The sequence below is a fragment of the Achromobacter sp. SIMBA_011 genome (assembly GCF_046535435.1).
Classification (GTDB): domain Bacteria; phylum Pseudomonadota; class Gammaproteobacteria; order Burkholderiales; family Burkholderiaceae_B; genus Achromobacter; species Achromobacter dolens.
Genome location: NZ_JAWRWN010001072.1, coordinates 1 through 243, shown reverse-complemented (window position 1 = coordinate 243; position 243 = coordinate 1). Strand labels below are relative to the sequence as shown.

The 243-nt window shown below is 67.5% G+C and carries 1 pseudogene; it reads right to left on the bottom strand.

Annotation, left to right across the window (positions count from 1 at the left end):
* Positions 1-69: 69 nt before the first annotated feature.
* A pseudogene (locus SB816_RS34320) lies at positions 70-243 on the bottom strand (outer membrane lipid asymmetry maintenance protein MlaD); the annotation flags it as partial.

Genomic DNA, 243 nt, shown 5'->3' with positions numbered 1-243 from the left:
CCGTGAGGGCGAGCGCCGCGACGCCGATCGAAACGGCGCGCATGCGTGTGGTCATCATCGTTTTTCTCCTTATTGCGCCGCCGCGCCCGAACCGGCTGCTGCCGGCGCGGGTGCCTGGACCGGCGCGGCGCTATCCCCGCCTGCCGGACCATTTGCGGCCCCACTTCCACTGTTACCCGATTTCGACGCGCCCGAGTCGGCAGCCTTGCTGTAGAGGAACTGGCCGATCAGGTTTTCGAGCAC